Source organism: Microbacterium sp. NPDC077663 (assembly GCF_044542795.1).
GTDB lineage: Bacteria > Actinomycetota > Actinomycetes > Actinomycetales > Microbacteriaceae > Microbacterium.
Map to the genome: position 1 here is coordinate 524931 of NZ_JBITVE010000003.1, position 22707 is coordinate 547637.

19 protein-coding genes are annotated in these 22707 nt (G+C 70.9%); 5 read left to right on the plus strand and 14 right to left on the minus strand.

What is annotated here, in order from left to right:
* Positions 1-14: 14 nt before the first annotated feature.
* From fgd to ACIGEP_RS15240, 12 genes are all read right to left on the minus strand, one after another.
* On the minus strand, positions 15-1022 hold the full coding sequence (gene fgd, locus ACIGEP_RS15185; RefSeq protein ID WP_396662458.1) for a glucose-6-phosphate dehydrogenase (coenzyme-F420): 1008 nt from the start codon (positions 1020-1022) through the stop codon (positions 15-17).
* Positions 1019-2488 (minus strand): flavin-containing monooxygenase, encoded by a 1470-nt coding sequence (locus ACIGEP_RS15190; RefSeq protein ID WP_396662459.1) that lies wholly within the window; start codon positions 2486-2488, stop codon positions 1019-1021. The genes fgd and ACIGEP_RS15190 overlap by 4 nt, the downstream gene beginning before the upstream one ends.
* Complete coding sequence (cofG, locus tag ACIGEP_RS15195; RefSeq protein WP_396662460.1) at positions 2485-4734, minus strand: 7,8-didemethyl-8-hydroxy-5-deazariboflavin synthase CofG; 2250 nt, start codon at positions 4732-4734, stop codon at positions 2485-2487. The genes ACIGEP_RS15190 and cofG overlap by 4 nt, the downstream gene beginning before the upstream one ends.
* A gap of 10 nt (positions 4735-4744) precedes the next feature.
* A complete protein-coding gene (locus ACIGEP_RS15200; protein ID WP_396662461.1) occupies positions 4745-6253 on the minus strand; it encodes a CoA-acylating methylmalonate-semialdehyde dehydrogenase in 1509 nt (502 codons plus the stop codon).
* Between the two features lie 21 nt (positions 6254-6274).
* Positions 6275-7579, minus strand: a complete 1305-nt coding sequence (locus ACIGEP_RS15205; protein WP_396662462.1) for an aspartate aminotransferase family protein — start codon at positions 7577-7579, stop codon at positions 6275-6277.
* Between the two features lie 64 nt (positions 7580-7643).
* Positions 7644-8819 (minus strand): ABC transporter substrate-binding protein, encoded by a 1176-nt coding sequence (locus tag ACIGEP_RS15210; RefSeq protein WP_396662463.1) that lies wholly within the window; start codon positions 8817-8819, stop codon positions 7644-7646.
* Between the two features lie 67 nt (positions 8820-8886).
* Complete coding sequence (locus tag ACIGEP_RS15215; protein ID WP_396662464.1) at positions 8887-9651, minus strand: ABC transporter permease; 765 nt, start codon at positions 9649-9651, stop codon at positions 8887-8889.
* A 7-nt stretch (positions 9652-9658) separates the two neighbouring features.
* Positions 9659-10453, minus strand: coding sequence for an ABC transporter ATP-binding protein (locus ACIGEP_RS15220; protein WP_396662465.1), 795 nt, complete (start codon positions 10451-10453; stop codon positions 9659-9661).
* Positions 10454-10484: 31 nt separating this feature from the next.
* Positions 10485-11366 carry an ABC transporter permease gene (locus ACIGEP_RS15225; RefSeq protein WP_396662466.1) on the minus strand — a complete coding sequence of 294 codons (882 nt, stop codon included), beginning with the start codon at positions 11364-11366 and terminating at the stop codon, positions 10485-10487.
* A complete protein-coding gene (locus ACIGEP_RS15230) occupies positions 11363-12379 on the minus strand; it encodes a TIGR03842 family LLM class F420-dependent oxidoreductase (protein WP_396662467.1) in 1017 nt (338 codons plus the stop codon). The genes ACIGEP_RS15225 and ACIGEP_RS15230 overlap by 4 nt, the downstream gene beginning before the upstream one ends.
* A gap of 23 nt (positions 12380-12402) precedes the next feature.
* Positions 12403-13839 (minus strand): dihydropyrimidinase, encoded by a 1437-nt coding sequence (hydA, locus tag ACIGEP_RS15235; RefSeq protein ID WP_396662468.1) that lies wholly within the window; start codon positions 13837-13839, stop codon positions 12403-12405.
* Between the two features lie 13 nt (positions 13840-13852).
* Positions 13853-14701: a nitrilase-related carbon-nitrogen hydrolase gene (locus ACIGEP_RS15240; RefSeq protein WP_396662469.1), complete on the minus strand. Its 849-nt coding sequence runs from the start codon at positions 14699-14701 to the stop codon at positions 13853-13855.
* 113 nt (positions 14702-14814) lie between these two features.
* On the opposite strand from ACIGEP_RS15240, the gene ACIGEP_RS15245 reads away from it, so the two are divergent.
* Positions 14815-16161 (plus strand): aminotransferase class I/II-fold pyridoxal phosphate-dependent enzyme, encoded by a 1347-nt coding sequence (locus ACIGEP_RS15245; protein ID WP_396662470.1) that lies wholly within the window; start codon positions 14815-14817, stop codon positions 16159-16161.
* Between the two features lie 653 nt (positions 16162-16814).
* Here ACIGEP_RS15245 and ACIGEP_RS15250 read toward each other — a convergent pair.
* Positions 16815-17024: a hypothetical protein gene (locus ACIGEP_RS15250; RefSeq protein ID WP_396662471.1), complete on the minus strand. Its 210-nt coding sequence runs from the start codon at positions 17022-17024 to the stop codon at positions 16815-16817.
* A 938-nt stretch (positions 17025-17962) separates the two neighbouring features.
* Positions 17963-18985 (minus strand): 2-phospho-L-lactate transferase, encoded by a 1023-nt coding sequence (gene cofD, locus ACIGEP_RS15255; RefSeq protein ID WP_396662472.1) that lies wholly within the window; start codon positions 18983-18985, stop codon positions 17963-17965.
* A 33-nt stretch (positions 18986-19018) separates the two neighbouring features.
* Between cofD and cofE the strand changes: the two genes are divergently transcribed.
* The 4 genes from cofE to ACIGEP_RS15275 all read left to right on the plus strand — a co-directional run bounded on the left by cofE (position 19019) and on the right by ACIGEP_RS15275 (position 22664).
* A complete protein-coding gene (cofE, locus tag ACIGEP_RS15260; protein WP_396662473.1) occupies positions 19019-19795 on the plus strand; it encodes a coenzyme F420-0:L-glutamate ligase in 777 nt (258 codons plus the stop codon).
* Between the two features lie 63 nt (positions 19796-19858).
* Positions 19859-21130, plus strand: a complete 1272-nt coding sequence (locus ACIGEP_RS15265) for a histidine kinase (protein ID WP_396662474.1) — start codon at positions 19859-19861, stop codon at positions 21128-21130.
* Positions 21118-21810 carry a LuxR C-terminal-related transcriptional regulator gene (locus ACIGEP_RS15270; RefSeq protein WP_396662475.1) on the plus strand — a complete coding sequence of 231 codons (693 nt, stop codon included), beginning with the start codon at positions 21118-21120 and terminating at the stop codon, positions 21808-21810. Before ACIGEP_RS15265 ends, ACIGEP_RS15270 begins: the two co-directional genes overlap by 13 nt.
* Positions 21807-22664, plus strand: a complete 858-nt coding sequence (locus ACIGEP_RS15275) for a hypothetical protein (protein WP_396662476.1) — start codon at positions 21807-21809, stop codon at positions 22662-22664. Before ACIGEP_RS15270 ends, ACIGEP_RS15275 begins: the two co-directional genes overlap by 4 nt.
* Positions 22665-22707 lie beyond the last annotated feature (43 nt).

Below are 22707 nucleotides of genomic sequence, written 5' to 3' on the forward strand. Positions count from 1 at the left end.
CCACCCCCGCTCCCTCACGTGAACCTCCGGCGCAGTCGGGGCAGGATGTCGTCGGCGTACCGCTGCAGGAACGCCTGCTGGTCGCCCCCCGGGTCGTGGAAGACGAGGTGGCGGAACCCCATGTCGACGTACTCCGCGATCCGCTCGACGTGCTCGTCGGGATCGTCGGACACGATGAAACGGGATGCCGCACGCTCGACCGGCAGCGCCGCCGCCCGACGCTGCATCTCACGCGGATCGTGGATGCCCATCTTCTCCTCGGCCGAGAGCGCGAGGGGAGCCCAGAACCGGGTGCGCTCGCGCGCCGTCTCGAGGTTCGGGTGGTACGACACCTTGACCTCGATCATGCGGTCGATCTCGTCGGCCCGCTCGCCCTTGGCGACGCCGTCGGCAACCGCCGGGAGCAGGGTGTCGGTGTAGAGGCCGCGATCCTTGCCGCTCGTCGTGATGAACCCTTCCGCGACCCGCCCGGCCAGTCGCGCGGCAGCAGGACCGGCGGCGCCGATGTAGATCGGCACCGGCTGGTCGGGCCGGTCGTAGACGGTGGCGTCCTCGACCTTCCAGAACGATCCGTCGAAGGTGACGCGCTCGTGGTCCCACAGCTCGCGCATGAGCGAAATGGACTCCTTGAGCCGCTGGAAGCGTTCGGGAGGGTCCGGCCAGTCGAGGCCGAGCGTCACCTCGTTGAGCGCCTCGCCGGTGCCGACGCCGAGCACGATGCGCCCGGGGTTGAGCACGGCGAGGGTCGCGATGGACTGTGCGACGACGGCGGGGTGGTAGCGGAAGGTCGGGGTGAGCACCGAGGTCCCCATGAGGATGCGCGAGGTGCGGGCGCCGAGTGCGCCGAGCCACGGCAGGGCGGCGGGAGCATGCCCGCCGTCGTGCATCCACGGCTGGAAGTGGTCGGAGATGAAGACGCTGTCGAAGCCCGCCGCTTCGGCCGCGACGGCGTTCTCGAGCAGCTCGATCGGTCCGAACTGCTCCGCCGACGCCTTGTATCCGAAACGGATGGGGACGCTCATCGTGATCCTCCTGTCAGTGCGGACCGCTCGGTCCGCGACACCGCGGTGCGTGCCGCGACGTCCATCGCCGCCGCCATATCGGCGACCGTCCCGGGCCAGAGGACGCCCAGTCCGCCGGAACGGTCGTCGAGGTACCAGCTGTCGCAGCCGCCGAGCCACGCTGTGCCCGCCGCGCGGGCGGCGACGTCGGCCGTCGCTCGCGCCTCGGCATCCGCCTCGACCCGGACCACGCCGCCGCCCGCGATCATCCGGCGGACGAAGGCGGCCTGCTGCTCGAGGACGAGCAGCGACGACGCGTGCGGGAGCGCGGAATGGGGGCCGTTCATGACGAACAGGTTGGGGAAGCCGGCGACCATGGTCGAGGCGACGGCACTCATACCGCCCGCCCAGTGCTCGGCGAGCGTACGCCCGCCCTCGCCGCGGACGATCCCGGCGTAGGCCTGATGGGTCGTCTCGAACCCGGTGGCGAGCACGATCCGGTCGATCCCGTCGTGGACCGCACCCGATGCCCCGACGAGCCGGCGCCCCGCGACGGATGCGAGGGCCGACGCCTCGAGCGTCACCGCCTCCCCCGCCACGGCGGGGTAGAACGTGTCCGAGAGCACGACGCGCTTGCAGCCGAAGGGGTAGGCCGGTGTCAGCGCGCGGCGCAGGCCGCGATCGGGCACATTCGTCGCCAGGTGCGCGAGTGCCGCGCGCCGTGCCCGGGCGGATGCAGCCCCCCGCCCCGATCGCGCGGCGAACCGTTCGATGTCGCCGGCGGCGAGCCTCACCCGCTCGCGCGCAACCGCCCCGGGCGCCGCGAACCGCGCCGCGTCGGACTCGTCGTACCGGCGACCGCCGCGCGGGAGCACCCACGCCGGCGACCGTTGGAAGAGCACGACCTCGGCGCCGGAACGGACGAGCTCGGGCACCAGCTGCGCCGCGCTCGATCCGGTGCCGACGACCGCGATGCGGGCGCCGGCGACCGGCTCGGTCGGGTCCCACCGCGCCGTGTGGCCGACCGGGCCCGGGAACGACGACAGTCCCGGGACGTCCGGGATGCGCGGCTGCGACAACCGACCGCAGCCGAGGACCAGCACGTCGGCCGTGTCGGGACCGCCCGCTGAGAAGCCGAGTCGCCAGCGCTCGGAGACGGGGTCCCAGGCGGCATCCGTCAACGCCGTCCCGAAGCGGATCGCGTCTCGCAGACCCTCGCGGTCGACGATGCCATCGAGGTAGGCGGCGATCTCCGCGCCCGGCGCAAACTCGGCGGACCAGGCGGGGTTCGGGTGGCGTTCGAGACTGTAGAGATGGGAGGGCACGTCGCACGCGACACCCGGGTAGACGTTCTCGCGCCACGTTCCCCCGACCCGGTCCGCCCGCTCCACCACGACGACGTCGTGGCCGGCCTCGCGCAGCTCGATCGCCGCGAGGACGCCGGCGAAGCCCGCGCCGACGACGACGACCTCGGCGTGACCGCTCATGCAGCCGCCTCGGCCGGTGTGCCGTAGACGGTGGTGCGCTCCCGCAGTCGGCGCCGCAGCGAACCCGCCAGCCGGGACGCTTCGGCGAAAGGCAGTTCGAGCCCCTGCTCGACGCCGGTGTCGGGCCGTACGCGCCCGTCGAGGAGCGTGCCGCCCAGGTCGTCGCCGCCGCTGCGCAGCAGCTCGGCGGTGACGGCGCGGCCGTGCCGGGTCCACGGGATCTGGATGTGACGGATGCCGTCGTTCAGCAGCAGGCGGGCGACGGCGACCATCGCGCGGTGCTCATCGAGGTCCGACCGGTCGGCGACCCGCGCTCCTCCACCAGGGATCGGGCTCGGCACGAACTCCGTGAATCCGCCGGTCTCATCGTGCAGTCCGCGGAGAGTCAGCAGGTGCGCGATGCGCTCGGCGGCCGACTCGACGTGGCCGTAGAAGAGCACCGAACTCGTGCGCACGCCCTGGGCGTGCTCGGTGCGGATGATCTCGAGCCACCGATCGACCTCGAGGTCGCCCGGAGCGATGCGGCGTCGGATGTCGTCGTCGAGGACCTTCACCCCCGTGCCCGGCATCGTGCCCACGCCTGCGCCACGGAGCGTCGCGACGGCGGCGGCAACGCCGATGGTCGTCCGATCCGCCAGATCGGCGACGTCCTGCGGGCGGAACGCGTGCAGGTGCAGCAACGGCGCGACCGCCCGCACGGCATGCACGAGCTCAACGTAGAGCGCGGGGTCCTCGGTGTGGTCGAGGCGGCCCTGGATGCAGAGCTCCGTGGCGCCGAGAGACGCGGCATCCCGGGCGATCGCCTCGGCGTCGGCGAGGCCGAACGACCCCGCCGCCGTGGGTACGCGCCGCAGTCCGGACGAGGTGAGGTTGCGGTTGACGACGAGACTCACCGTGTCGCCGATGGTCGTCCGCCGGACGTCGTCGGCCGTGCGCACGAGGCGCTCCAGGTCGCCACCGGTCGCCGTGAGCAGGTGCTCCCAATCGGCCGCATCCAGCTCGCGCGGGGTGGATGCCGCGGTCTCGAGGAGCATCGTGCCGCGGCGACGGCGGGAGGGCAGGGCCCTCGCCTGGCGCGCCAGACCCGTCGCCGGGTCGGCGAGCTGCGCGACAGCGGCGTGGAGGGCGGGATCGATCCATCCGGCAGGGTCTCGCACGTACTCGGGGTGGGCGGTCAACCGCTCGACGAGCTCGAAACCCGCTGCCGCCGTGTGGGCGGCGAGGTCGTCGAGGTGCGGCCACGGTCGCTCGGGGTTGACGTGGTCGGCCGTCAGGGGCGAGACCCCGCCCCAGTCGTCGATCCCTGCAGCGAGCAGCGAGGCGAGCTCGCCCGGGTCGGAGAGGTTCGGCGGCGCCTGGATGCGCATGTCGGGTCCGAGCACGAGGCGGGCGACGGCGATGGCCGCGAGGTACGCGTCGCGGGCGGCATCCGGCTCCCCCTGCATGGCCGTGCTCGGCTTGGCACGGAAGTTCTGGACGATGACCTCCTGCAGGTGGCCGTGCCGGGCGTGCACGTCGCGAAGCGCGAACAGGGAGGCCGCACGATCGGCGAGGGTCTCGCCGATCCCGACGAGGATGCCGGTGGTGAACGGGATGCGGGCGCGCCCGGCATCCTCGATCACGGCGAGACGGAGCTCGGGGTCCTTGTCGGGCGAACCGTAGTGCGCGGCGCCGGGTGTCTCGAAGAGGGCGCGCGACGTGGTCTCGAGCATCATCCCCATCGACGGCGAGACCGGTCGGAGGGTGGCGAGCTCGCGCGGCGTCATGACGCCCGGGTTGGCGTGGGCGAGGAGCCCGGTTTCCGCCGTCACGAGTCGCGCCGCGTGGGCGACGTAGTCGATCGTCGAGGCGAAGCCGTGCGCGTCGAGCCACGCCCGCGCTTCGGGCCATCGGTCCTCCGGCCGGTCGCCGAGGGTGAGCAGCGCCTCCTTGCAGCCCTGCGCGGCACCCGCCCGGGCGACGCGGAGGATCTGGGCGTCGTCGAGGTAGGCGGGCGCCTTCTTGCGGAGCAGCTGCGCGGGGGTGTCGACGAAGGCGCAGTAGTGGCATCGGTCGCGGCAGAGCGTCGTGAGCGGCAGGAACACCTTGCGCGAATACGTCACGACGCGGGGACGCCCCGCCGCGGCGAGGCCGGCGTCGCGCATCGCCGCGGCGCGGGCGAGGAGGGCGTCGAGCTCACGCCCGGTCGCGCCGAGCAGGCGCTCGGCCTCAACCGGGTCGGTGAGGGTGTCGTCGAGGTGGGGCATGGCGGCGCTCTCAGTCGTGCTGCGGGAAGCCCAGGTTCAGGCCGCCGTGCGACGGGTCGAGCCAGCGCGAGGTCACCGCCTTCTCACGGGTGAAGAACGCGAACCCCTGCGGCCCGTACGCCTTCGCGTCGCCGAACAGCGATGCCTTCCAGCCGCCGAACGAGTGGTAGGCCACCGGCACCGGGATGGGGACGTTGACGCCGACCATCCCGACGCTCACCTCGCGCTGGAAGCGACGGGCCGCGCCCCCGTCGTTCGTGAAGATCGCGGTGCCGTTGCCGTAGGGGCTCGCCTCGATGAGGCCGAGGCCCTCCTCGTATCCGCTCACCCGCACGACCGAGAGGACCGGCCCGAAGATCTCGTCGGTGTAGACGGCGGACGAGGTCGGCACCTTGTCGATGAGCGTGGGACCGAGCCAGAAGCCGTCACCGTCGGCATCCGGGACCACGTCGCGACCGTCGACGACGATCTCGGCGCCGTCGGTCTCGGCGATCGCGAGGTAGCCGGCGACCTTGTCGCGATGCTCGCGGGTGATGAGCGGACCCATGTCGCAGCCGCGCGTGCCGTCGCCGGTGCGCAGCGTCGCGACGCGCTCGGCGATCTTCGCGACGAGCGTGTCGGCGATCGCCTCGGTCGCGAGCAGCACCGAGATCGCCATGCAGCGCTCTCCCGCCGAGCCGAAACCCGCGTTGACGGCGGCGTCGGCGGCGAGGTCGAGGTCGGCATCCGGCAGCACCAGCATGTGGTTCTTCGCACCGCCCAGCGCCTGCACCCGCTTGCCCTGCGCGCTCGCGCGCTCGTAGATGTAGCGCGCGATCGGCGTCGAGCCGACGAACGAGACCGCGCCGACCGTCGGGTGGTCGAGGATCGCGTCGACGGCGTCCTTGTCGCCGTGGACGATGTTGAGGACGCCTGCCGGAAGACCCGCCTCCGCGAACGCGCGGGCGATCCAGTCGGACGCGCTCGGGTCCTTCTCGCTCGGCTTGAGGACCACGGTGTTGCCCGCCACGAGCGCGATGGGAAGGAACCAGAGCGGCACCATCGCGGGGAAGTTGAACGGGCTGATGACCCCGACGACGCCGACCGGCTGCTTCAGCGTGTAGACGTCGACACCCGTCGACACGTTCTCGGAGTACTCGCCCTTGAGCAGGTGTCCGGAGCCGCACGCGAACTCGACGACCTCGAGGCCGCGGGCGATCTCGCCGAGCGCATCGGAGAGGACCTTGCCGTGCTCGGCGGTGAGGATCGCGGCGAGCTCGTCTTTGCGGGCGTTGAGGATCTCGCGGAACGAGAACATGACGCCCTGCCGCTTCGCGATGCTCGCGTCGCGCCAGCCGGGAAGGGCGGCGGCGGCCCGGTCGACGGCGACGCCGACGTCGGCCGTGCTCGCGAGACGGACCTGTCCGCTCACGCGCCCGGTGGCGGGGTTGTGGATCGGGCCGGTGCGGCCCGAGTCGCCGCTCCACGCGGCACCGTCGACCCAGTGCTCGAGCACGGCGACAGAAGACTGTTCGGTCATGGTTCCTCCGAAGGTGTGGGGTCAGAGCGCGGCGAAGGCCGCGTCGTAGATGTCGAGGGCGCGCCGCACCTCGTCGTCGGTGACGACGCAGGGCGGGACGACGTGGATGCGGTTGTCGGCGGCGAAGGGCAGCAGCCCGCGCGCCATGAGGTCCTTCTTCAGCACGCCGACCACCGCGGGAGCGACGGGTTCGCGGGTCACCGGGTCGGCGACCAGTTCGAGCGCCCAGAACACGCCCTCTCCGCGGACCTCGCCGATGATCGGGTGCTTCTGTGCGAGGGCGTGCAACCCTGGGCCGAGGACGTCCTCCCCGATCCGGCGGGCGTTGTCGACGATCCCCTCCTCCCGCATCGCGTCCAGCGCCGCGACCACAGATGCCGCCGCCAACGGATGCCCCGAGTATGTGAGCCCGCCCGGGAACACCCGCTCGTCGAACGTCGCCGCGATCTCGTCCGAGATGATCACCCCGCCGATCGGGACATACCCCGAGTTCACGCCCTTCGCGAACGTGATCAGATCCGGCACCACATCGTGCCCCTCGAACGCGAACCACCGGCCCGTGCGCCCGAACCCGCTCATCACCTCGTCCAGGATCAACACGATCCCGAACTCATCCGCCAGGCGGCGCACCCCCGCGAGATACCCCGGCGGGGGCACCATGATCCCCGCCGTCCCCGGCACCGACTCCAACAGGATCGCCGCGATCGAGCTCGGACCCTCCGCCTCGATCACCCGACGCAGATGATGCAACGCCCGCGCACACTCCTCCTCCGGAGTGCTCGCCCAGAACTCCGACCGGTACAGGTACGGACCGAAGAAGTGCACGTGACCGCGCGCGTACTCGTTCGGGATTCGACGCCAATCCCCCGTCGCGACGATCGCCGCCCCCGTGTTGCCGTGATAGCTCCGGTATCGCGACAACACCTTGTCGCGCCCCGTGTGCAACCGCGCCATCCGCATCGCGTTCTCATTCGCATCCGCCCCACCGTTCGTGAAGAACACCTTCGAGAACCCGTCGGGAGCGAGATCGGTGATCCGCTTCGCCGCCTCGCCGCGGGCGAGGTTGGCGGTCGACGGCGCGACGGTCGTGAGCAGGTCGGCCTGCGCCTTGATGGCGTCGACGACGGCCGGATGCTGGTGGCCGATGTTGACGTTCACGAGCTGGCTCGAGAAGTCCAGCATCCGGTGTCCGGCATGGTCCCAGACGGTCGACCCCGAACCGCCGGCGAGCGGGAACGGGTCGATGAGCGCCTGCGCCGACCACGAGTGGAAGACGTGGGCACGGTCGAGTTCGCGGGTGCGGAGGTCGAGGTCGTCGGAGGTCATCTGAGGTGCTCTCTGTCGGGGGCGGTCCCGGGGCTCGCGGCCCGGGACCGCCGGGATGGTGCTCTTACTGTCCGCCCTCGGTGAGGGTCACGTCGATAGGCGTGTACTCCCCATCGAGGCTGACGCCCTCGTCCTCCAGCTCCGCGATCGCCTTCTCGATGTACTCGTTCGAGAATGCGGATGCCGGCGGTTCCTGCGTGATCAGGTTCATGCCGTCCTGGTTCACCGCGGCGAGGGCGCCGTCGACCGTCTGGTCCCACTTGTCCTGCTCGACGGTGCCGAAGGGCGCGTCGGTCCAGATCAGCTTGTTGACCTCGTTGAGCTGCCACAGCTGGTGGACCGGGCCGACGGGGAAGGCCGCTTCGGCGTTCGAGGCGACGTCCCAGACGAGCGAGGCGGAATCCTCGACGTTGTCACGGGCGTACAGCCATCCCTTGGCGACCGCTTTCAAGAAGCGCACCGCGGCGTCGGCGTACGCCGGGTCCTCGTCGAGGCGCTGGGTGTCGGCCCAGATGGCGTCCTGCAGCATGGCCCCCTCGGTGTCCTCGTAGTAGACGACGTCGAGGTCGTCGAGCGTGTACAGCTCGCCGGTGTCGGGGTTGACGACCTCGAGCACCTGGGCGAGCTCGTTGTAGGTCATCGCCTGCGCGGCATCCACGTCGCCGTCGAGCAGGGCGTTCATCGAGAAGTCCTGCGTCGTGATCGACACGGTCGACGCGTCGAGGTCGTCCGCCGCCATCGCGGCGAAGATCTCCCACTCGTTGCCGAAGCCCCACGAACCGATGCGCTTGCCCTCGAAGTCGGCGACGTCCGTGATGCCGTCGCCCTTCCACGAGACCTGCGTCGTGCCCGAGCGCTGGAAGACCTGAGCGATGTCGGTGAGTTCGACGCCGGTGGACTCGATGGTGCCGAGCACCTTCGGTACCCACGCGACCGCGAAGTCGACGTCGCCCGCGGCCAGGGCGTCCTGCGGGACGATGTCACCGCCCGAGGGCACGATCTCGACGTTGTCGAAACCCTCCTCCTCGAAGTAGCCCATCTCCTGTGCGACGTAGTAGCCGGCGAACTGGGCCTGCGGCAGCCACTGCAGCTGCAGCTTGATGTCGGTGATGGGCGTGAAGTCCGCGTCGCCGTCGGCGGTCGGGGTGGTGCTCGTGGTGCCCGCGCACGCGGACAGGGCGAGTGCGCCGGCGGTCAGGGTCGTGACGACCGCCAACCGGCGTCGGGTGCTGTGACGCATGGTGTTCCTTTCGGGAGTCGGATGGTGCGGGTGGTGCGGTGGGTGGAGCAAACCGGTCCGACGGGTGTCAGACCGGCCTCCGCCTGGTCACGACGCGCTCGACGAGCACGGTGACGAGGAAGAAGACGAGGCCGACGGCGATCGCGGCGCCGACGTAGGTCCAGGCGACGGCGGCGTTGCCGGTCTTGGCATAGCTGGCGATGGCCGTGCCGAGTCCGTCGGTGGGGCCGCCGAAGTACTCCGCGACGAGCGCGGAGATGACGGCGACCGAGCTCGCGATGCGGATGCCGGTGACGAGGTAGGGCAGCGCGACGGGCAGGGTCAGCCCGCGGAAGAGCTGGCCGGGGGTCGCGGCGTAGGCGAGGAAGAGGTCGCGCTGCACGGGACGCGACTGCCGCAGCCCGCGGAGGACGTTCACGAAGACCGGCACGAATGCGGCGACGCCGGCGACCATCTGGCGGCCCGTCTGCGCCGAGGCACCGAACATCGTGTTGAGCAGCGGAGTCAGGGCGACGATGGGCACGACTGCGATCGCCGCGACGAGCGGCGCGACCATGCCGTCCACCGGACGCAGCCACGCGGCGAGCGCCGCCAGCGCGATGCCGAGGACCGTACCGGCGACGAGGCCCACGAGCGTGTTGCCTCCGGTCACGAGGGCGTCCTCGGCGACGACGCCGCCGATCCGCCCGGCCGTCTCGGCCACGTCGGCCGGGGCGGGGATGAGCGCCAGTCGGCCGATCTTGACGCCCGACAGCACCTGCCACAGGAGCAGGAGAAGGATGCCGGTGGCCACCGGCGCGGCGACGCGCGAGATCCGCTCGGTCACGGTCATGGTGCGCTCACCGCTCGTTCGCGCGGGCGACGGGGGCGCCGTGGAGCGCCTCGCGCACCTCGGTCACCTTCTCGAAGAACTCGGGCGACTCGCGCAGCAGGTCGGGGCGGTCGTGCCCGAACGGCACCGACACGAGATCGGTGATGCGGCCGGGTCGCGGCGACATCACGACCACCCGGTCGGAGAGGTAGACGGCCTCGGGGATCGAGTGCGTCACGAAGACGACGGCGGCTCCGGTCTCGCCCGTGATGCGGGTCAGCTCGGTCTGCATCCGCTCGCGGGTCATCTCGTCCAGCGCTCCGAACGGCTCGTCCATCAGGAGCAGCTTGGGACGCGAGGCGAGCGCCCGGGCGATCGCGACGCGCTGCTGCATGCCGCCCGACAGTTCGTCGGGGTAGCGGGTGCTGAAGTCGGTGAGGCCGACCATCTCGGCGAGCGCGGCGGCGCGGGCACGCCGCTCGCGCGCGGCGACGCCGTGGAGTTCGAGGGGCAGCACGATGTTCTCGAGGACGGTCCGCCACGGCAGCAAGCCGGCCTGCTGGAAGGCGATGCCGTAGTCCTGGTCGAGGCGCGCCTTCTTGGGGGTCTTGCCGAAGACCTCGAGCGACCCCGCGGTGGGCTGATCGAGGTCGGCGATCAGTCGCATCAGGGTCGACTTGCCGCATCCGGACGGACCGATCAGCGACACGAACTCGCCCGCGGCGATCTCGAGGTCGACTCCGGTCAGGGCGTGGACCTCGGTCGTACGGCGGCCCCCGAAGGTGCGGCCGACACCGGTGGCGCGGACGGCGATCTCGCTCATGCGGAGGTTCCTCTCGGGTGAGGGCGGGGGATCATGCGGATGCCTCTCCGCGGCGGTACCGGCGAAGGCCCGCTGCGAGCAGGGCGACGACCCCGGCGACGACGAGGCCGAGGAGCACGGCACCGAAGATCGGGCCCCACGGGAGGGCGGGGTCGGCGGAGGCGGACTGGGCGGCCTGGAGCAGCAGGCGTCCGAGTCCGCCGCGCATGCCGATCGAGACCTCGGCGACGATCGCCCCGACGACGGCGTTCGCCGCCGCGAGACGGGCGGCGGGGATCAGGTAGGGCACCGCAGCGGGTGCGCGCAGACGCCGGAGGGTCTGACCGTAGCCCGCGGCGTAGCTGCGCATGAGGTCGAGGTGGATCGCATCGGGCGAGGCCAGCCCCTTCAGCGCACCGATCGAGACAGGGAAGAACGCGAGGTAGGACGCGATGACGGCGACCGAGAGCCACTCGGGCCACGGCAGGCCGGCGCGGTCGATCTGCGATCCGATGCGGGCGACAAGCGGTGCGAAGGCGATGAGCGGCACGGTCTGCGAGACCACGATCCAGGGCAGGAGTCCCCGCTCGACGATGCGCCAGCGCTGCATGAGGAGGGCGAACGCGACCCCGACGACGACGCCGATGACCCATCCGACGAGGGCGATGCCGAGGGTGAGCAGGCCCGCGCCGGCGACCGTCGCCCACAGCGGCGGGGTCGCCGCGCCGCTCGTCGGGTCGAACAGGCGCGTGATCATGTCGACGACGTGGGGCATCGCCCGATCGTGGGTGCGGGGCAGGATGCGGAGGCCGCCCTCGCCGCCGAGGACGAGCCCGTCGGCCGGCCCCAGCCACTTGTACGCCTCCCACAGCGCGACGAGGGCGAGGACGCCGACGACGCCCCACCCCCATCCGGCTGCCGCGCGACGCGTCATGACTTGGCCGTGATGTGGTCGGAGAGGGCGGGGATCACGGTCTCGCCGTAGACCCGCATCGTCTCCTCCTTGTTGTCGTGCTGCAGGTAGCCGGCGAACTGCGTCACCCCGAGCGCCTTCAGCTGTTCGAGCTTGGCGATGTGGTCCTCGGCGGTGCCGAGCAGGCAGAAGCGGTCGACGATCTCGTCGGGGACGAAGTCGACGTGGTCGTTGTCGCTCTTGCCGTGGCTGTTGTAGTCGTAACCGGTGCGGCCGGCGATGTAGTCGGTGAGGGCCTGCGGCACGTCGCCGTCGGCGCCGTACTTGGCGACGATGTCGGCGACGTGGTTGCCGACCATGCCGCCGAACCAGCGGCACTGGTCGCGCATGTGCTCCCAGTCATCGCCGATGTACATGGGGGCGGCGACGCAGAACGCGATCGAATCGGGGTCGCGCCCGGCGGCCTCGGCGGCATCCCGCACCACCTTGATCATCCAGGCGGCGATGTCGACATCGGCCAGCTGCAGGATGAAGCCGTCGCCGACCTCGCCGGTGAGCTTCAGCGCCAGGGGGCCGTAGGCCGCGACCCAGACGTCGAGCTCGGAGCCGCGGCTCCACGGGAACTGCAGCGTCGCGCCCTTGTACTCGACCGGCCGCGAGTTCGCGAGCTCGCGGATGACGTGGATCGACTCGCGCAGCTCGCGCATCGTCACCGGCTTGCCGTTGGTGACCCGCACCGCCGAGTCGCCGCGGCCGATGCCGCAGATCGTGCGGTTGCCGTACATCTCGTTGAGGGTCGCGAAGACGGATGCCGTGACGGTCCAGTCGCGGGTGGCGGGGTTCGTGACGAACGGACCGACCGTGATCCGCTTGGTGGCGTTGAGGATCGCCGAGTGCACAACGTAGGGCTCCTCCCACAGCAGGTGCGAGTCGAAGGTCCAGACGTGGCTGAAGCCGTGGGCCTCGGCCAGCGTGGACAGCTGCACGGTGCGCGAGGCGGGTGGGTTCGTCTGCAGGACGACGCCGAAGTCCATGGGTCCTCTTTCGGGGGTTCGGGTCAGATGAGGTACTGGCTGAGGCCGCGCTTGACGAAGCGACCGTCGCCCTTGCGTCCGAGGTAGGCGCCGTCGTCGACGATGACCTTGCCGCGCGAGAGCACCGTGTCGACGTGCCCGTCGATCTCGAAGCCCTCCCACGCGGAGTGGTCCATGTTCATGTGGTGGGTCTTCTCGTACCCGATCGAGGTGTGCCCGTTCGGGTCGTAGATCACGACGTCGCCGTCCGCGCCGGGGGCGATGACGCCCTTCTTGCCGTACATGCCGAACATGCGCGCGGGAGTCGTGCTCGTGAGCTCGACCCAGCGCTCGAGGGTGATCTCGCCGGTCACGACGCCCTGATACATGAGGTCGATGCGGTGCTCGACCGACCCGATGCCGTTGGGGATCGCGCGGAAGTCGCCGCGGCCGAGCTCCTTCTGGTCCTTCATGCAGAACGGGCAGTGGTCGGTCGAGACCATCTGCAGGTCGTTCGTGCGGAGCGCCTGCCACATGTGGTCCTGGTGGCCTTCGGCGCGGGAGCGCAGCGGCGTCGAGCACACGTACTTGGCGCCCTCGAACGATCCCCACTGCTCGCTCTTGGCACCGAGGTGCTCCTCGAGCGAGAGGTAGAGGTACTGCGGGCAGGTCTCGCCGAAGACGTTCTGCCCCCTGTCGCGCGCCCAGGCGAGCTGCTCGACGGCCTGCTTCGCGCTCACGTGCACGACGTAGAGCGGGGCGCCGGTGATGTTCGAGAGCATGATCGCGCGGTGCGTCGCCTCCTCCTCGGCCTGCCACACGCGTGCCTTGCCGTGGAAGTAGGGGTCGGTGTTGCCGGCGCGCACGAGCTGCTCGGCGAGGACGTCGATGACGGGGCCGTTCTCGGCGTGCATCATCGTGAGCAGTCCGGTGTCGGCCGAGACCTGCATGGCCTTCAGGATCTGCGCGTCGTCGGCGTAGAAGACCCCCGGGTACGCCATGAACATCTTGAAGCTCGTGATGCCCTCGTCGATCAGGGTCGGGAGCGCGGCGAGCGAGTGCTCGTCGACCCCGCCGATGATCTGGTGGAAGCCGTAGTCCACCGCGCACTCCCCCGCCGCGAGCGCGTGCCAGGCGGCGAGGCCGTCCTCGACCCGCTCGCCCTGGCGCTGCACCGCGAAGTCCACGATCGTGGTCGTCCCGCCCCAGGCGGCGGCGCGCGTGCCGGTCTCGAAGGTGTCGGATGCCGAGGTGCCGCCGAACGGCAGCTGCATGTGGGTGTGCGCGTCGATGCCGCCCGGGATCACGTACTTCCCCGTCGCGTCGATCACGGTGTCGACGGATGCCGCGAGGTCGTGCCCGAGCAGGGTGGAGCCGGGCGTCAGCACGGCGACGATCGTCTCGCCGTCGATGAGGACGTCGGCGGGGCCGCGGCCGGTCGACGAGACGACGGTGCCGCCGGTGATGAGGGTGGTGGGCATGGTTCCGCCTTCCTTACGGGGCGACGATCTCGGCGTAGGAGTCGGGACGGCGGTCGCGGTAGAACTGCCAGTCGTCGCGCATCTCACGGACGAGGTCCATGTCGAGGTCGCGGATGAGGATCTCCTCGTCGGTGCCCGAGCCGAGCTCGCCGACGTAGTTGCCGCGCGGGTCGACGATCTGGCTGGTGCCGTAGAAGGTGACCGCCTCGTCGCCGTACTCGTTGTCCTCGCGGCCGACGCGGTTGGGGGCGAGGACGAAGTACCCGTTGGCGACGGCGGCGGCGGGCTGTTCCACCTCCCACAGGCGGTTCGACAGACCGGGCTTCGTCGCGTTCGGGTTGAAGGCGAGGTGCGCGCCGTTGAGACCGAGCTCGCGCCACGCCTCGGGGAAGTGGCGGTCGTAGCAGATGATGACGCCGACCTTGCCGACCGCGGTGTCGAAGACGGGGTAGCCGAGGTTTCCCGGACGGAAGTAGAACTTCTCCCAGAACTTCTCGACGTGCGGGATGTGGTGCTTGCGGTACGAGCCGAGGATCGTGCCGTCGGCATCCACCACCACCGCCGTGTTGTAGTACACGCCGGTCTGCGCCTCTTCGTAGATGGGGAGGACCATCACCATGCCGAGTTCCTTCGCGAGCGCGGCGAAGCGCTGCACGATGGGGCCGTCGACGGGTTCGGCGTAGCGGTAGTACTTCTTCTCCTGCGTGATGCCGAAGTAGGGGCCGTAGAACAGCTCCTGGAAGCAGATGACCTGGGCGCCCTGCGCTGCGGCCTCCCGAGCGAACTGCTCGTGCTTGTCGAGCATCGACTCCTTGTCGCCGGTCCACGTCGTCTGCGTGATCGCCGCCCTCACCGTTGCCATGTCGGCCTTCCTTCCCTCGGTTCTGTTACTGTCCTGCTTGAACATTTCTCGACAGTTTCCGAGTGTGTCGCGGCCGTTAATCCTCCGGACACCTCGCTCACCCGAGGAGACGGATGCTGCGCCCCGAGTCGCTCGAGTCCCGCACCCCGCTGGGCATGGCGGGCGAGATCGCTCGACTCGTGGCCGACGGCTCGCTCGAGCCGGGCGAGCGCCTGCCGACGGTGCGCGAGATGGCCGCGGCCCTGGGCGTCTCGGCCGGTACCGTCGCCGCCGCGTGGCGCGCCCTGTCGGATGCCGGCACGATCGTCTCGCGGGGCCGTGCCGGCAGCTTCGTGCGCGCCGAGCCGCGCGAGTGGTTGAGCCCGCGCGTGCAGGGGCTCGCCGGCAGCGCGCAGCCGATGCGCCTCGACCTGTCGCACGGCACCCCCGACCCGGCGATGCTCCCCGCCCTCGAGAACGCGTTCGCGCACGTCGCGCCACGCGCCGACACCGGCCGGTACCACGACCTGCCGGTGCTCCCCGAGCTGCACGCGCACATCGCCGAGACGTGGCCCGCGCCCGGCGTCGAGACCTTCACGGTCGTCGACGGCGCGCTCGACGGCATCTCACGGACGCTCGAACAGGTCGTCCGTTTCGGTGACCGCGTCGCGGTGGAATCCCCCGGCTTCCCCTACTTCTTCGACCTGCTCGAAGCACTGGGCGCCGAGCCCGTGCCTCTGGCCCTCGATCGCGACGGCGTCACCCCGGCATCCCTCTCGCATGCCCTCGGCCGAAAGCCCGCCGCGGTCGTGCTGCAGCCGCGGGCGCAGAACCCGACCGGCATCTCGATGACCGTCGAGCGCGCGCGCGCCCTCGCGCAGCTCATCATGAACGCGCCCGACGGAAGGCGCGTCACCGTGATCGAGGATGACCACTCGGCGCTCATCTCGACAGCGCCCGATGTGACCCTCGCGCGCTGGATCCCGAACCAGGTCGTGCACGTGCGGAGCTTCTCGAAGTCGCACGGGCCCGACCTGCGCATCGCCGCGCTCGGCGGGCCGGCGCGCGTGGTCGAACGGCTCGTCGCCCGACGGATGCTGGGGCCCGGGTGGACCTCGCGCCTGCTGCAGACGGTGCTGCTGGGTCTTCTCACCGACCCGGGCGCGGTCGCGCGTGTGCGCACCGCGCGACTCATCTACCGCGATCGCCTCGACAGCATGGCGACCGCACTCCGCCGCTTCGGGGTCGATGTCGGCGACCCCGACGGCCTCAACCTCTGGGTCCCCGTGGTCGACGAGCGCGCCACCCGGATGCGGCTCGCCGCCTCGGGCATCGCGGTCTCCCCCGGCATCCCCTATCGCGCCCCCACCGACGAGTCGACCACGCCGCACATCCGCGTCACCGCCGGTGCCCTCACCGCGAACGTGCGCCTGGTCGCCGAGGCGCTGGCCGAGGCGGCCGCGGCCCCGCCGGTCGGGTGAGCGCGGGGGCGAGAACGAACGATTCCCGCGCCCGGGCCGCGATCACCCCTACTCAGTGGACACGGTCGGTTGGAGCTAACTGGTCGCGCAGAACTTTCCGCGCGCGAGACAGGCGCGCATCAGCTACCGGCAGCGGCAACGGCTGCGGCTGCCCGCTGATCACGCTTGGAGCACAAGCTCGTCCAGTGCGGCTTCCGTGGCGATCGATGCCACGAATCGCGGGCTGCTCCCCGCCGAGACCTCGTCTACAGTGCGCTTACTCACGGTCGCTCCATCCGTCTCCCGGCAACGGGCCATCCGCTGTCTTAGGGGAAATGCCCGGCAGAGAACAAAGTGTGACAACGAGACATCCGCAACCCCCGCCCCGACCGTCATGCTCCCGAGATGCTGAACTCGGCGCGCCGCAAACGGTACCCGCTACTGGGTTTTGGCAGACGTCTCTGGAGCGGCTGCGACAGTGCGGAGTGGTGAAAGCCGGCCCAGCGGTGCCGCTCACCTTTTGCGACGAGCGAGGAGGAGCAGGCCCGCGTGAACGGCGGCGATGCTCACACCGACAACGATCAGGACCAATCCCGCTGTTGAGGATCGGAGAAGCAGGCCGATCAGCGCGAAGAGAATCCCCATCGCCAATCCGCCCCACCTCTGTGAACTGGTCACGACCGGTGGTCTCCGGGAGCCTTCCGCGGCGCGTCGCGCTGTTTCAGCCGCACGAAGAGAATGAACCCGGGAATCAGGGCAATCGCACCCCCGGCGACGAGCAGCCATCCCCACGGGAGGTCAAACACGATCGCGACGCCGGATCCCACGCCGACGCCGCCCCCTCCGATGAGGAGCAGGAGGATGACAGTCACCCGGAGGCCCATCGGACGATGATGGCAGGGATGCAGGCGTAGCGATACGCGAAGAGCGCGCATGCGGGAGGGGCCCGTCGTCGAAAGTTCCGGAGTGACGCCGAGCAGCCTCGTTCGATCACCCGAAAACGATCGTTTTCGGCAGGCAAAGGGCAGGCCGTGAAGAGGTCGCTATGCGGTGAGCTACAAGCGGGTTCGACGTGACCGATTCTTCGAGGATCCCGGCGGTTGCGGGCTGCTTGGGACCTTTGCAGCTAGCCCGATGCATCGTTTCGGGCGAGATAGTGTCGTGAGCCATCGGATGCGGTTGAAGCAGGAGTCAACTATGAATGGCAGGACCGCGGGAATAGTCTTTTTCGGGGGGTTGGCCGTCCTGTTCTCGCTTCTCCTCTTCGTCCCGCAAATTCGCCAGGGATCACCGGATGTAGGGGTCTTTGCAGCACTGGGGTTACCTGGGTGGGCACTGATGGCGGCAGGAATTGCGGTGTGTGTCATCTTCCTGGCCGTGATTATTCTCCGGAAGCCGAAGTGAGACGCCCTCTCGACGAATCGAAAGTGCCTCCTCGCCCCGGGGATAGTGCTTGTCTCGCCTGGGCGATGCGTACGAACAGAGCGCCAGGATGCCAGGCATGACGCGCAATGATGACGACTCACTACCTCGCCGCGACCTCCCATGTACATGGCCCATAAAAAAAGTCCCTCAAAACCGTTCCGGCTAGCCTTTCTGGGAGCCCATCCGGCCGCCACGCGCCTAGCGAGCCGGAAACGATCGTTATCGGCGCGACTGACCGCAGCGTCGGCGGCGACCGTGACACGCCGGAAATCAATCAACCGAAACCCCCTGCCGAAACCTGATCCGCCGAAACGTCGGCGCAAGCGTTTTCGGCGCGACTCGCTGCCTCACCGAGACAGGATCCGATTTCAAGCCGATTCGATCGGTCAGAGCAGACTTATGAGCGATCGCTCTGCCGCTTGTCCGACCCCGCGGGTCTCGCCCTGACGTCAAGCCCCGCGGCAGCGAGCGCGGCGACAGCGAGCGCGCGGGTGCGGGCGGCATCCGACATCCACAACGGTTCGACGCGCGCCTCGATCCCGAGGGCGTCGACGGATGCCGCGCCCCCCGCATCCTCCTCGGCGATGAGCCACGCGTCGAGGACTCCGCCGTCACGACGCGCGCCGTAGTGCCCCGCGACCCCGGCCGCCGTGCACGGGACCCCGGCGACGCGCAGGCACACGTCGGCCATTCCGCGGACCGGGGCGTCGCCGATGATCGGCGAGACGCCCACGACCGGGACGGACGCCGACCGGAGCGCATCTGCCAGGCCCGGGACGGCGAGGATCGGACCGATCGAGACGATGGGGTTCGAGGGGGCGACGAGGATCGCGTCGGCCGCCGCGATCGCCTCGAGCACGCCCGGCGCGGGGACGGATGCCTCTATCCCAGGGTTCTCGAAGCGCACGGGCTCGAGGCGGGCGCGGTGCCGCGTCCACCACTCCTGAAAGTGCATCCGACCGGCATCCAGGACCACGTGGGTGTCGACCTCGGTGTCGGTCATCGGCAGGAGCGTCGCACCGAGCTCCCACCGGGCCTGCAGGCGGGCGATCGCCTCGGTCGGCGTGGCCCCCTCGCGCAGCCAGGAAGTGCGGGCGATGTGTGCGCCGAGGTCGAGGTCGCCCAGCAGGAACCACTCCCAGCCGACACCCCAGGCGGCGAGTTCGTCGGCGACGCGGCGCGAATCCCCGGCGCGCCCCCACCCCTGAGCGAGGTCCTTCACGCCGGCGAGCGCGTAGAGCATCGAGTCGACGTCGGGCTGCAGGCGGAGCCCGCTCAGCCACAGGTCGTCGCCCGTGTTGCAGACGACGGTCAGCTCGCCGCCGCGCTGCCTCAGCTCGTCGCGGAGACCCACGGCGAAGGTGGAACCGCCGACACCGCCGGCGAGCAGGACGACACGGGGCGCGGTGGGGGCGGTCACCCCTCCAGCGTACGGTCGCCGTATCCTGGGCCGATGCCCGACGCCCCCGCCGCCCTGACTGTCTGGCCGCTCGTCGGCATCGGCGAGATCTCGCCCGGCGACGACCTGGTCGCGGCCATCGCGGATGCCGCGGGCGGCACCCTCGTCGACGGCGACGTCCTCGTCGTCACGAGCAAGATCGTCTCGAAGGCCGAGGGGCGCTACCGCCCCGCCGAGGAGCGCGACGCGGCCATCGCCGCCGAGACCGTGCGCGTCGTCGCCGAGAACGAGGCGGGCACCGTCCGCATCGTCGAGAGCAGGCTCGGCATCGTCGCCGCCGCGGCGGGCGTCGACGCGAGCAATACCCCCGAAGGCCTCATCCTGCTGCTCCCCGAGGACCCCGACGCCTCGGCGCGCGTCTTGGCCACCGGCATCCGCGAACGCACCGGAGCGACGGTGGGCGTGATCGTGTCCGACACGCTCGGCCGCGCCTGGCGCGAGGGGCAGACCGACTGCGCGATCGGTGCGGCCGGAGTGGTCGTTATCGAGGATCTGCGCGGGGCGACGGATGCCTCGGGTCGCCCGCTGGCCGTCACGCTGCCGTGCGTGGCCGACGAGCTCGCCGCGGCGGCCGACCTCGTCAAACGAAAATCGAGCGGGATGCCGGTGGCCGTCGTCCGCGGTCGCGCCGACCTCGTCGGCGACCTCGACCTGCCCGGTGCGCGCGCGATCGTACGTCCGGCGGAGCGCGACCTGTTCGGCGAGGGAACCCGCGAGGCCTACGCGCGCGGCTTCGCCGACGGCGCGGCCGGCGCGGGCACCGGGGGATAACCCGAACGCAGGTCTCCGGACGGCCCCGCTGTCGACGCGCGCACCCCGCCCTAGCGTGGGGACATGACTTCGGACACCTCCTCGCCGCCCCGACGGCTGCGGCCGCTGCGACGCCTCGGCACACTCGCGCAGTTAGCCGCCGTCGCCGTCGTGGGCGTCGGCCTCCTGACCACCGTCGTGATCCTGTTCAGCACGGGGATCGGCACCGTCCTCGTCTTCGGGATCGGCATCCTCTTCCTCGTCGGCGCGCTCTACCTCGCCTGGGTCGCGGCCTGGCTCGAGCACGAGCGGGTGGAGGGTCTCTACGGCCACGGGGTACCGCGCCTGACGGTCCGCACGAGCGGCGAACCGGGATTTCGCGGCCTGATGCGGACGCTGTGGCTGCAGTTCACCGACGGCGGCATGTGGCGCGGCATCGGGAGCCTCGCGATCGCGACGGTCCTCGGGTGGATCGTCATCGGGGCGACCTGGGGCGTCATCTCCTCCGTCGGGCTCGCGCTGTCGCCGCTCTCCGGTGCCGCGGGCGGCACACTGCCGCTCACCGGCATCGCCGTCACGGAGGGCTGGGTCGTCGTCGGAGGGATCGTCGGAGGCCTCGCGAGCCTCGGCATCCTCTTCGGCATCTCGCTGCTCGACGACCTCCTGACCCGGTCGATCCTCGTGCCCTCGCGCGAAGCGATCCTCGCCGAACAGGCGCGGACGGCCGGCGCGCAGCGGGCCGGTGCGGTGCGCGCCAGCGAAGTCGAGCGCACGCGCATCGAGCGCGACCTGCACGACGGCGTCCAGCCTCGGCTCGTCTCGGTGGGCATGACCCTGGGCCTCGCGCAGCAGAAGATCGACTCCGACCCGGTCGCCGCGAAGGCCCTGATCGACGAGGCGCACACCTCGACGAAGGCCGCGATCACCGAGCTCCGCCAGCTGGCGCGCGGCATCCACGCCTCAGTGCTGGACGACCGCGGACTGGATGCCGCCCTCTCCGCGCTCGCGGCACGGTCCCACGTCCCGGTCGCCCTCGACATCCGACTCGACGAACGCTGCAGTGCGACATCCGAGGCAGCCATCTACTTCGTCATCGCCGAATCGCTCACCAACGCCGCCAAGCACGCCCGCGCCACCGAGGTGCGCGTCGTGGTCCGCAGCCGCGGCGACGCCGCGACGGGACGCCTCATCTGGGCGCGCGTCGAGGACAACGGCATCGGCGGGGCGCGCGTCCTCCCCGGCGGCGGTCTCGACGGGATCATGAACCGGGTGCTCGCCGCCGGCGGCACCGCGACGCTCGACAGCCCGGCCGGCGGGCCGACGGCTCTGGAGGTGACGGTCCCGTGCGCATCCTGATCTGCGAGGACTCGACGCTGCTGCGCGAGGGCCTGGTCCGCGTGCTCGAGGACGCCGGTCACACCGTGGTCGCCGCCCTCCCCCGCGCCGACGGCATCGTCGAGACCGTCACCGAGACGACTCCGGAGCTCTGCATCCTCGACGTCCGGCTGCCGCCGACGTTCACCGACGAGGGGATCCGGGCGGCCCTCGAGCTGCGGGCGCAGCATCCGGCCCTTCCCGTCCTCGTCCTCAGCCAGTACGTCGAGGAGCGCTACGCGAGTGATCTCATCACCGGGCAGAACGCGGCCCTCGGATATCTGCTGAAGGACCGCGTCGCCGACGTGAAGGACTTCCTCGACTCCATCGACCGGATCGCCGCCGGCGCCACCGTTCTGGATCCCGAGGTCGTCGCGCAGCTGCTGACGCGGCGGGCACGGGACGAGCGGATGTCGCGCCTCACCGACCGCGAGCGCTCGGTGCTCGCGCTCATCGCCGAGGGCAAGAGCAACGCGGCCATCGCGTCGGCGCTCTTCGTCTCGGAGGCGAGCGTCGAGAAGTACATCACCTCCCTCTTCCAGAAGCTCGGCCTCGAACAGGACGAGCACGGCAACCGGCGGGTGCTCGCCGCGCTCGTCCACCTCGAACACAGCGCACCGCCCGCCCCCGGGCATCCCGATCAGAACGGACACCTCCGATGAGCATCGACCTCACTCCCCCGCCCACCGCAGCGCCCCCGGCCGACCCGCAGCCGCCGCAGCAGCCGCGGCCGTCCGCGCAGATCGTCGCGATCATCGCGATCTGCGTCGGCGGGCTCCTCCTGCTCGGCGCGCTCCTCTCGGGCATCGGCACGATCGCCTACGCCGCCGCGGATCGGGGCGCAGGCAGCCGGACCGCCGATGCGACCGGGGTGAGCGCCCTGGCGCTCGATGTCTCGGCGGGCCACGTCGTGGTGCAGTACGCCGACGTCGACCAGGCGACGCTCGAGGTGACCGGACGCGACCGCGACTGGAAGCTGGAGCGACGCGGCGACACGCTCACCCTCTCGAACGGACGCCCCTGGTGGGCGTTCCAGGCGGGCTTCAGCTGGGACGACAACCGCGCCACCCTGACCCTTCCCGAGGCGATGGCCGACCAGAAGCTCGACGCGGACTTCGACGTCTCGGCCGGCTCGCTCACGGCCGACGGCACCTACGGGCTGCTCGACCTGCACGTGGGCGCGGGGGACGCCGACGTCTCGGGCACCGCAGACGATCTGCGCGTCGACGTCAGCGCCGGAGAGGCCGATGTCCGGATCGACGACGCCCAGCGAGCGGACTTCACGATCGGCGCCGGGCAGATCATCGCCGACCTGACGGGCGATGCGCTCGACGACGTCGGGGTCGATGTCAGCGCCGGCACCCTCGTCGGCAGCCTCCCCGCCGGCACGTACGACGTGTCGTCCGAGGTCTCGGCGGGCTCGTTCGACAACTTGCTCGACACCTCCCCCGGCGCCGCGCGCACGGTCGACGTGCAGGTCTCCGCCGGCTCCGTCACCCTCCGCCCCGCCGACTGATCCGCTCACGCGCCGCGAGGCGTCGCAGATGGTCGTTCCACGC